7 protein-coding genes and 2 pseudogenes are annotated in these 9,654 nt (G+C 61.2%); 2 read left to right on the top strand and 7 right to left on the bottom strand.

Going from position 1 to position 9,654, the window contains the following annotated elements; all coding sequences use genetic code 11:
- Positions 1-36: 36 nt before the first annotated feature.
- From IQK56_RS25405 to IQK56_RS25380, 6 genes and pseudogenes are all read right to left on the bottom strand, one after another.
- Positions 37-1,551 (bottom strand): ABC transporter substrate-binding protein, encoded by a 1,515-nt coding sequence (locus IQK56_RS25405; RefSeq protein WP_193862735.1) that lies wholly within the window; start codon positions 1,549-1,551, stop codon positions 37-39.
- A gap of 35 nt (positions 1,552-1,586) precedes the next feature.
- Complete coding sequence (locus IQK56_RS25400; protein ID WP_193862737.1) at positions 1,587-2,558, bottom strand: ABC transporter ATP-binding protein; 972 nt, start codon at positions 2,556-2,558, stop codon at positions 1,587-1,589.
- On the bottom strand, positions 2,555-3,511 hold the full coding sequence (locus IQK56_RS25395) for an ABC transporter ATP-binding protein (RefSeq protein WP_122308419.1): 957 nt from the start codon (positions 3,509-3,511) through the stop codon (positions 2,555-2,557). Before IQK56_RS25395 ends, IQK56_RS25400 begins: the two co-directional genes overlap by 4 nt.
- Positions 3,508-4,365, bottom strand: a complete 858-nt coding sequence (locus IQK56_RS25390) for an ABC transporter permease (protein WP_193862739.1) — start codon at positions 4,363-4,365, stop codon at positions 3,508-3,510. Before IQK56_RS25390 ends, IQK56_RS25395 begins: the two co-directional genes overlap by 4 nt.
- Complete coding sequence (locus IQK56_RS25385) at positions 4,362-5,309, bottom strand: ABC transporter permease (RefSeq protein WP_032888892.1); 948 nt, start codon at positions 5,307-5,309, stop codon at positions 4,362-4,364. The genes IQK56_RS25390 and IQK56_RS25385 overlap by 4 nt, the downstream gene beginning before the upstream one ends.
- A gap of 3 nt (positions 5,310-5,312) precedes the next feature.
- Positions 5,313-6,201, bottom strand: a pseudogene (locus IQK56_RS25380) (proline iminopeptidase-family hydrolase).
- A gap of 183 nt (positions 6,202-6,384) precedes the next feature.
- Between IQK56_RS25380 and IQK56_RS25375 the strand changes: the two are divergent.
- A complete protein-coding gene (locus IQK56_RS25375; RefSeq protein WP_122308416.1) occupies positions 6,385-7,149 on the top strand; it encodes a LuxR family transcriptional regulator in 765 nt (254 codons plus the stop codon).
- Positions 7,150-7,241: 92 nt separating this feature from the next.
- Entirely contained in the window at positions 7,242-8,168 is a 927-nt protein-coding gene (locus tag IQK56_RS25370; RefSeq protein ID WP_193862743.1) for a proline iminopeptidase-family hydrolase, read from the top strand.
- Between the two features lie 122 nt (positions 8,169-8,290).
- On the opposite strand, the pseudogene IQK56_RS25365 reads toward IQK56_RS25370, so the two are convergent.
- A pseudogene (locus tag IQK56_RS25365) lies at positions 8,291-9,582 on the bottom strand (nucleobase:cation symporter-2 family protein).
- Positions 9,583-9,654: the final 72 nt, after the last annotated feature.

The following is a 9,654-nucleotide window of genomic DNA, read 5'->3' as shown; positions in this document are numbered from 1 at the left end:
CCCCTCCCACATTGGTATTGCAGTTTTCTCTGGAACTCAGTTCTTCACCACTTCTTCAAGCGTGAAACGCCCCAGCGGGTTCTGCAGGAAGTTGCTCACATTCTTGCGTGAGATGTTGATGTACGGGCTGTAGTACAGGTCGATCCAGTTGACATCCTGTTTCGCCAGTTTCTGCAGTTCGACATACATCTGCTCACGCTTGGCCGGGTCCGCCTCGATGCGCGCCGCGGCCACCAGGTCCTTGACCTTGTCGTTCTTGTAGCGGGTCATGTAGTTCTGGTTGGTGTCATGGCCCAGAACGAAGGTGGTTTTCTGGTCCGGGTCGAGGATGTCGTTGGTCCAGTACATCACCGAAATATCGTACTCACCGTCCACCAGCATCTGCCAGCTTTGGGTCGGGTCGACCTTCTGCAGGTTGGCCGTCACACCGACCTTGGCCAGTTGGTCCTTGATGATCACCGCAATCTGCTCGTCGGCCTCGTTGCCGGCGTTGACCACGTAGTTCAGCTTCAAATCCTTGGCACCGACAGCGGCCAGCAATTTTTTGGCTTCGGTCGGGTCGTACGGGCGTTGCAGGTTGTTGGCGTAGTGGTACAGCGAACCTTTTGGAATGTAAGAATAAGCCACGGTGCCCTGACCGTAAGTGGCGGTCTTGACCAGCGATTGTTTGTCGATGGCCATGTCAAGCGCCTGACGCACTTCGGGCTTGGCCAGCAGGCCGTGGGCGTGGTTGATCAACAGGTGATCTTCACGGGTGGACGGGTCGGCGTGGATCACCACGTTCTTGTCTTTCTTCAACTCTTCAACACGGGAGAACGGCACGAAGATCGCCGTGTCCAGTTCGTTGTTCTGCACCATGCGCATGCGCGTGTTGTCGTCGGTCACCGAGACCCATTCCACGCCATCCAGGCTGACGTTCTTGGCCTGCCAGAAGTTCGGGTTTTTCTTCAGGATCACCCGATCCCCCTTGCGCCACTCGTCCACGGTAAACGCGCCGGACGTCACCGGGTTTTCCGAGTAGGCGTCTTCGCCCATTTTGGTCATGGCTTTTTCCGACAGGATCGAGACCGTCGGCGAGGCCAGTTGCGAGAGGAAAGCCACGGCCGGCGTCTTCAGGGTGACGACCAGGGTTTTCGCGTCGGCGGCCTTGGCCGTGTTGATCAGGTTGAACGGATCGGCCCACAGCGAGGCTTTGTTATCGCGGATGCGCAGCAGGCTGAACGCCGCGTCTTCAGCGGTGATCGCCGAGCCATCGGAGAATTTCGCATCGCGCAGTTTGAAGGTGTAAGTCAGGCCATCCTTGGAGATGTCCCAGCTTTCGGCGAGACCCGGCTCCATCTTGGTGCCCAGGTTATCCACGCGCACCAGGGTGTCGTAGACGTTGGCGAACACCCAGGTGTCGCGGTTTTGTGCACTTTTGATCGGGTCGAAGGTGGTGCTGTCTTCACGGCAGCCGATGGTCAGCACGCCAGCGGCCTGGGCCAAACCAGCGGTCAGGGACCAAGCCGTAAGCGTAGCGGCGGCGAGCAACTTCAAGTGACGGGATTGCATGTCATAACTCCTTGTTCATGAATGGCAGGGAAGGTTCAAAGCAAAGGTGCTTCAAGCACGCAACTGTATCGATGCTCGTGCAGGAAATGCGTCGGCGGCAACACCACGGAACACATGGCGCGCGCATACCGGCAACGGGGGTGAAAGGCACAGCCGGTGGGCAAATTCAGTGGGCTCGGTGGCTCACCGGGCAAAGGTTCTGCAGGCAACGGCCGACGGGGATCAATCTCCGGGATCGCCTGGATCAACGCCGCTGTGTACGGATGGCGCGGTGCGCTGAACACCGCCTCCACCGGCCCTTCCTCGACGATCTTGCCCAGGTACATCACCGCCACGCGGTCGCACAGGCGCCGCACGATGGCCAGGTCATGGGCGATAAACAGGATGGCCAGGTTCATGCGCTGTTGCAGTTCCAGCAGCAGGTTGATGATCTGCCCCTGGATCGACACATCCAGCGCCGCCACACACTCATCGGCGATGATCAACCGTGGCTCTACCGCCAGGGCGCGAGCAATGCCCACGCGCTGGCATTGGCCGCCACTGAGGGAGCCGGGCTTGCGATTGGCCAGTTCGGGGCGCAGGCCGACCAGGTCAAGCAGTTCGTTGACACGCGCCGGAATGCGCTCGATGGGAACCTTGCGCTGTACCCGCAGCACTTCAGCGATGGTTTCGCCGATAGTGTGGCGCGGGTTCAACGCCGCATAAGGATCCTGGAAGATCATCGCTGTTTCATGGCGCAGGCGGGCGATGTCGATGGCACTGCCATGGGCCATGTCGACGCCATCGAACAACACCTGCCCGGCGCTGATCGGGTTGAGGTGCAGGATCGCCCGGCCGAGGGTGCTTTTACCGCTGCCGGACTCGCCCACCAACCCCAGGGTTTCGCCCGCCGCCAGGTTCAGCGACACACCGTTCACCGCCCTCACCCACTGTTTGTTCAGGCCAAACAAACCGCTGCCGGACGCCGCAAAGCGCACCTCCAGATCCTTGATCTGCAACAGGCTCATGGACGCTCTCCCAGCGGATAGTGGCAGGCGACGCGTGCGCCTTCGGGCAGCAACTCGGTACATAAGGCGCCGACCTGCGGACAGCGTGGATTAAAACGGCAGCCATCAGGCAACGCATCCAGCAACGGCGGCTGGCCGGGGATGGTGCGCAACAAGGCGTGGCCGCTGCTGTGGGCCGGCTGGCAGTCGATCAGGCCAGCGGTGTAGGGATGTTGCGGATGGGCCAGCAGATCGTACTTGCTGCCGTGCTCGCACAGGCGCCCGGCGTACATCACCGCGATGGAATCACAGGTTTGCGCCACCACGCCCAAGTCGTGGGTGATCATGATGATCGACAAGCCACGCTGGTCGCGCAGGTCCAGCAGCAGGCGCAGGATTTGCGCCTGCACGGTCACATCCAGGGCGGTGGTCGGCTCGTCGGCGATCAGTACCTTCGGGTTGCAGCCCAAGGCCACGGCGATCATCGCGCGCTGGCGCATGCCACCGGAAAACTCGTGAGGATAGTTGTCGACCCGCGCCTCGGGATCGGGAATGCCCACTTGGCGCAGCACGTCGATGGCCAGTCGCCGGGCGTCTTTTTTCGACGCGCCCTGATGCAGGCGAATGCCCTCGGCGATCTGCTCGCCGATGCGCATCAACGGGTCGAGGTGGCTGCTGGGGTTCTGGAAAATCATGCCCAGTTGCCCGCCGCGTATGGCACGCATGCCCGCGTCATCCAATTGCAACAGATCCTGGCCGGCCAGGCGTACCGAACCGCCCTGCACCCGCAGGCTGGGCGACGGCAGCAAGCGCATCAGGCCGCGACAGGCCATGGTTTTGCCCGAGCCGCTTTCGCCTACCAGACCAAGGATTTCGCCTTCGGCGAGGTCGAAAGACACACGATCGACCAGCGTCACATCGCGCCCGGCATTGTTGGCGATGACACTGAGGTCGCGCACTTGCAACAGGCTCATGAGCGATCCCCCAGCACTTGGGCAACGCCATCGGCCAGCAGGCTGAAGCCCATGGCCAGGGTCACGATGGCCAGCCCAGGAAAGGTGCAGATCCACCAGGCCGTGGTGATAAAGGCCTGGCCTTCAGCGACCATCGTGCCCCACTCCGCCGTCGGCGGCTGCACGCCCAGGCCCAGGTAGCTCACGGCGGCGCCGTTAAGCAGCACCAGCACCGCATCGGACATGGAAAACACAATCGAGCCAAACATCGCGTTGGGCAGCAAATGCCGGAACAGGATGCGCCCATGACCAAAGCCCAGGCTCTTGGCCGCCAGGGCGAAGTCGCTTTCCTTGAGCACCAGGATCTGCGAACGGATCAGCCGCGCATACGAAACCCAACCCACCAGCGCCATGGCGATGTAAAAGCTCTTCAAGCCAGGGCCGAGGATGGCCATGATCGCCAGCATCAGCACCAGGAACGGGAACGCCAGGATCACATCAATCACACGCATGCAAAAACTGTCGAAACGCCCGCCGATATAACCCGAGACTGCGCCCACAAAGGTGCCGATCATGAACGGGAAAATCACCCCGAAGATCGCCAGTTGCAGGTCGATGCGTGCGCCCCAAATCACCCTCGAAAGAATGTCACGACCGTAGTTATCAGTGCCAAATGGATGGGCCAGGCTGGGACCGATCAAACTGACATCGGTGTTCTGCGCAATCGGATCAAATGGCGCGATCCACGGCGCGAACAGCGCCAGGACAAACCATATCAACAGGATCAACAGCCCCCACGCGGCCGTCAGCCGGCCATTGCGAAAACCAAAACGCAGGCGCAAGCGCCATGGGGCAATCATCGGGCGGCTGCTCATTGCATCTTCACCCGTGGGTCGAGGGCCACCGTCGCCACATCCGCGATGAAGTTGACCACCACCGTCGCGCAGGCCAACACCATGGCCACGCCCTGCACCACCATGTAATCGCGGGTAAAGATGCCACGCACCAACAACTGGCCGATACCGGGAATGGCGAACAGGCTTTCGATGACCACCGTGCCGCTGATCAGCCAGCCGATATTCACCGCCAGCAGATTGACCGCCGGCACCAGGGAATTGGGCAGCACATGGCGGCGAAACACCGCGGCTTCCGACAGCCCACGCGCACGGGCGGCGGTGACGTGGTCCGCCTGCAGCTCCATCAACATGCTCGCCCGCAGGTTGCGCACCAGCACCGCCGACAGCGCCAGCGCGATGGTCAGGCACGGCAGGACCATATGGTGCGCCTTGTCCAGCCAGGTGCGACCGTAGCCGGACACAGGGAACAAGCCCCATTTCACACTCAGCAGCAGGATCAGCATCAAGCCCAGCCAAAACGCCGGCATGCCCAGGCCCACCGTGGTGAACACGCGAATCAGGTTATCCGCCCAACCGCCTTTATTGCGCGCCGCCCAAGTCGCCAGCGGCACCGCGATGAGCAGCGCCAGCACCACGCTGCCGAGTACCAGCACCAAGGTCGGCTCGATACGGGTGACGATCAGCTTCAGCGCGTCGACTTTGTACAGCAGCGATTGGCCGAGGTCGCCCTTGAGCAGGTTCTTCAGAAAGTAGAAATATTGCAGCCACAGCGGCTGATCAAGGCCGTACTGGGCGCGGATCTTCAGCAACGCGTCCGGTGTGCTGCGCGAGCCGAGCAAGGCACGGGCGGGGTCGCCGGGGATGGAGCGCACCAGCACAAAGGTAATCAGGCTGATGCCAAACAGCACCGGCAGCAATTGCAGCGGCCGGGACAGCACAAAACGGTAGCGCGCCAGGTTCATCCGTCAGCCTCGGTGGCGAGCGAGAAAGTCCAGCAGCACCGGGAAATATGCCTGGGGCTCTTCATAGAACGGCATATGGCTGCTGTTGGGGAATACGTGCAGTTCGGCGTGCTTGGCCGCCATCTTCATGCGCATGGCGCAGGCCGGGGTGAGTTCGTCGTGCTGGCCGGTGGTGATCAGGATCGGCATTTTGAAATCGGCCATCTCGGGGATGCGGTTCCAGTCCTTGAGGTTGCCGACGTAGAGGAATTCGTTGGGGCCTTGCATGGTTTCGTAGGGGCCCATGTTCCAGTCGCCAAGGGAGCGTTTGACCGGCTCCGGCCATTCGTCCAGGCGGCACACATGGCGATAGTTGAGCAGAGTGATCGCGGCCTGGTACTGCGGATGGTCGAGGGTGCCCATGGCTTCATGACGCTGCATCATGGCCACGGTTTCGCTGCCAAGGGCGCCGCGCAGGCGCTCCAGCTCCTGGGACAGGTGCGGAATGTCGCCGACGGTGTTTTCCAGGATCAGGCTTTTCAGCGCGTCGGGGTAATGGATGGCGTATTCAATGCCCAGCCAGCCGCCCCAGGAATGCCCGAGCAAATGCACGCGGCCCAGGCCCAGTGCCTGGCGCACGGTTTCGACTTCTTCGACATAACGGCGGATTTCCCACAGCCCAACATCGGTCGGTCTGGCTGATGCGCCCGTACCAAGCTGGTCGAATGCAACCACTCGCAGGTTATGCGCCTTGAGCCAGCCATGGGCGTCGCCGCAAGTAGTCACACGGCAGGCCCGGCCCGCCGTTGAGGCACAACAGCACCTCATCGCCTTCGCCAAAGCTGTAGACCACGAGGTTATGGCCGTCGACTTGCACGTTGTACTGCTGGTCGGGGGCAATTTCACGCCACATGCATACATTCCTTGTGTTGTATCGGCCTGGCGGGTAGCGGCCGTTTGTCAGGCCAACACTACCGAGGATGTCGCTCTGCCATAACCTAGTAGTTCTTATAGGTTTGGCCTGGCAGTCCTTCGCCGGGGCGTGGCATTCTACTTGCAGCAAGTCGAGATTCAAATGAATTCAGGAGCAGAACGGATGCTGGCCAAGCTGACTGCCTTCAACAAACGTCTGATGCCGGGCAGGAGCCTGGACGAGCAGATGGACAACGCCTTTATCCTCGCCCAACAGCTGGGCTTCGATGCGCTGGTCTACGACTACTCACCCGTGCCGATCGACCAGGAAGGCGCCTTGATCACCCCCTCGGTGCTGGAACTGCGCAATACGCCGCCCGACTGGCACGCGTTATGGTGCAGCAAAGGGTTTTACCAGATCGATCCGGTGCAACATCTGGCCCTGAGCACGGTGTCGCCGTTCGTGTGGTCCTACGAAGCCAAGGCCGACACACCCCTGCAAAAAATCATCGATCCGTGTCACGCCCCGGTTTCATCCTACCTGCATGACCAGCAACTGACCTGCGGCGTCAGCGTACCGATCCACCTGCCCCGTGGCGGTTTTGCTTCGCTGACCGGCCTGCGTATCGGGAGCGCCGGCACCGTGCTGCAGGATGCGCAGCAGACCCTGTCGGACTTCAGTGTGATTTCCCATGCCTTGCAGGAAGCGGCCTACCCGCTGTTCAGCAAGGAACTGCGCACCTACCCCCATATCCACCTGACCAAACGCGAACGCGAGTGCCTGAAATGGGCCGCCGACGGCTTGACGGCGGCCGAGATCGCCACCCAGTTGAGCCGCTCGCTGGCGGTGGTCACCCTGCATCTCGCCTCGGCGATGCATAAGCTGGGGGCCAAGAACCGTGTCCAGGCGGTGGTTCGCGCCACCCATTATCGCCTGCTGGAAGATTGATCCATCGGCAAAACCTAGCTGTTTTGCTAGTTACCTAAATTTCGCGTGCAGACTATCGTGTCCCTGATCCTTTTTTCAGAGCAGGGTACGAAATGGAATTCATCGAACAAATCCGCAAAGGGTATGCTGCGTTTGGCGCCTACCAGACCTGGTACCGCGTGACGGGCGACCTGGCCAGTGGTCGTACACCGCTGGTCGTCATCCACGGCGGCCCCGGCTGCACCCATGATTATGTCGACGCCTTCAAGGACGTCGCGGCCAGCGGCCACGCCGTCATCCACTACGACCAACTGGGCAATGGCCGCTCCACGCATTTGCCTGAAAAAGACCCGTCCTTCTGGACCGTCGATCTGTTCCTCAAAGAACTGGATAACCTGCTGGACCACCTGCAGATCAGCGACAACTACGCGATCCTCGGCCAATCCTGGGGCGGCATGCTCGGAAGTGAACATGCAATCCTGCAACCCAAGGGCCTGCGCGCGTTTATCCCGGCCAACTCACCGACCTGCATGCGCACCTGGGTCAGCGAAGCCAATCGCCTGCGCCAATTGCTGCCGCAAGGCGTGCACGAAACCCTGCTCAAGCACGAAGCCGCCGGCACCTACCAGGATCCGGAATACCTCGCCGCGTCGAGGGTGTTCTATGACCAGCACGTGTGCCGCGTGAACCCTTGGCCGGAAGAAGTGGCGCGCACCTTCGCCCAGGTCGACTCAGACCCCACGGTGTATCACGCCATGAGCGGCCCGACCGAGTTCCATGTGATCGGCAGTTTGAAGGACTGGAAATCCATTGGCCGCCTGTCGGCGATCAAGGTGCCGACCCTGGTGATCTCCGGCCGACATGACGAGGCGACACCACTGGTGGTCAAGCCGTTTCTGGATGAAATCGCGGATGTGCGCTGGGCGCTGTTCGAAGACTCCAGCCACATGCCCCATGTGGAAGAACGCCAGGCGTGCATGGGGACTGTGGTGAAGTTTCTGGATGAGGCGTGTTCGAATAAAGTGCTTAAAATTGCGTAGATACCGTCTTGATCCTCACCGGGCAACTGCAAGTTTCGGCCCGTAGCAGCTGTCGAGCGCAAGCGAGGCTGCGTTGGCGTCCCCGCAGATCGCGGGGTGTCAATACGGCAGCTGCTACCGGGTCAGGCCTGGCTGACCTCAGGTTTTACCGCTTTCTTCGGCACCTCCGCCACCAATGGAATCTCCTTGCCCTCGGCATCAAACAACTTGCCGCCCCTGAAGTAATCCCCATCACGCAGTTCCGACACATCCCGGAAACACAAACTGCGCTCAGTCCCCGCCACGAATACCGACTGCTGGTCCGAGTTACCCGCGGTGAAGTGGTTGAACGCCAGGTTCAGCAGGATCGCCATGATTGCCGACGAACTGATGCCCGAGTGGAAAATCGTCGCGAACCAGCTGGGGAATTGATCGTAGAAACTCGGCGCGGCGATGGGGATCATGCCAAAACCGATGGAGGTGGCGACGATGATCAGGTTCATGTTGTTGCGGTAATCCACCTTCGACAACGTGCGAATACCACTGGCCGCCACTGTGCCGAACAGCACAATCCCGGCACCGCCCAGCACCGAGGTCGGTACGGCCGCGATCACCCGGCCCATAAACGGCAGCAAGCCGAGGATCACCAGGAACAGGCCACCGGTGGCAACCACGAAGCGACTCTTCACCCCGGTCACCGCCACCAGGCCGACGTTCTGGGCGAATGCACTCTGGGTGAATGAACCGAAGATCGGCGCGAACATGCTCGACAGCATGTCGGCGCGCAGGCCGTTACCCAGGCGTTTGGAGTCAACTTTGGTGTCGATGATTTCGCCCACGGCCAGGATGTCCGCCGAGGTTTCCACCAGGGTCACCATCACCACGATGCACATGGAAATGATCGCCGCGATGTGGAAGGTCGCATGCCGAAATGGAAGGGCGTCGGGAAACCAAACATCGGGCCTTGGGTTACGCCGGAAAAGTCCGCCATGCCAAGGAACACCGCGATCACCGTGCCGATCACCATCGCCAGCAGGATCGACAGGCGCGAGATGGTCGCGCTGCCAATCTTGCTCAATAGCAGCACCAGCACCAGGGTCAACGCCGCCAGGCCGATATTGGACATGCTGCCGAAATCCGCCGCACGGCTGTTACCGCCCATGGCCCAGCGCGCCGCCACGGGCATCAAGGTCAGGCCGATGGTGGTGATCACAATGCCGGTCACCAATGGCGGGAAGAACTTGGTGATCCGCGAGAACACCGGCGTGATCAGCAGCCCGATAAACGACGCGGCCATCACCGCCCCAAGAATCGCCGGCACCCCGCCGGCACCGTCGCTGCCGACAATCGCCACCATGGTGGCCACACCGGCAAACGACACGCCTTGCACCAGCGGCAACTGACAACCAAAAAACGGCAGGCCAAGGGTTTGCAACAGGGTGGCCAGGCCACCGGCAAACAGCGAGGCGGCGATCAACAGACCAATATCGGCCGGTGACAACCCGGC

The organism is Pseudomonas cyclaminis (assembly GCF_015163715.1).
In the GTDB taxonomy this organism is placed as follows: domain Bacteria; phylum Pseudomonadota; class Gammaproteobacteria; order Pseudomonadales; family Pseudomonadaceae; genus Aquipseudomonas; species Aquipseudomonas cyclaminis.
This window is presented reverse-complemented; position numbering and strand designations above follow the sequence as displayed.

What these genes read in the sequence shown, in the direction of transcription:
- IQK56_RS25385 (WP_032888892.1), bottom strand. Translation starts at nt 5,309, where the DNA reads ATGAACCTGGCGCGCTACCGTTTTGTGCTGTCCCGGCCGCTGCAATTG.
- IQK56_RS25400 (WP_193862737.1), bottom strand. Translation starts at nt 2,558, where the DNA reads ATGAGCCTGTTGCAGATCAAGGATCTGGAGGTGCGCTTTGCGGCGTCC.
- IQK56_RS25390 (WP_193862739.1), bottom strand. Translation starts at nt 4,365, where the DNA reads ATGAGCAGCCGCCCGATGATTGCCCCATGGCGCTTGCGCCTGCGTTTT.
- IQK56_RS25405 (WP_193862735.1), bottom strand. Translation starts at nt 1,551, where the DNA reads ATGCAATCCCGTCACTTGAAGTTGCTCGCCGCCGCTACGCTTACGGCT.
- IQK56_RS25370 (WP_193862743.1), top strand. Translation starts at nt 7,242, where the DNA reads ATGGAATTCATCGAACAAATCCGCAAAGGGTATGCTGCGTTTGGCGCC.
- IQK56_RS25375 (WP_122308416.1), top strand. Translation starts at nt 6,385, where the DNA reads ATGCTGGCCAAGCTGACTGCCTTCAACAAACGTCTGATGCCGGGCAGG.
- IQK56_RS25395 (WP_122308419.1), bottom strand. Translation starts at nt 3,511, where the DNA reads ATGAGCCTGTTGCAAGTGCGCGACCTCAGTGTCATCGCCAACAATGCC.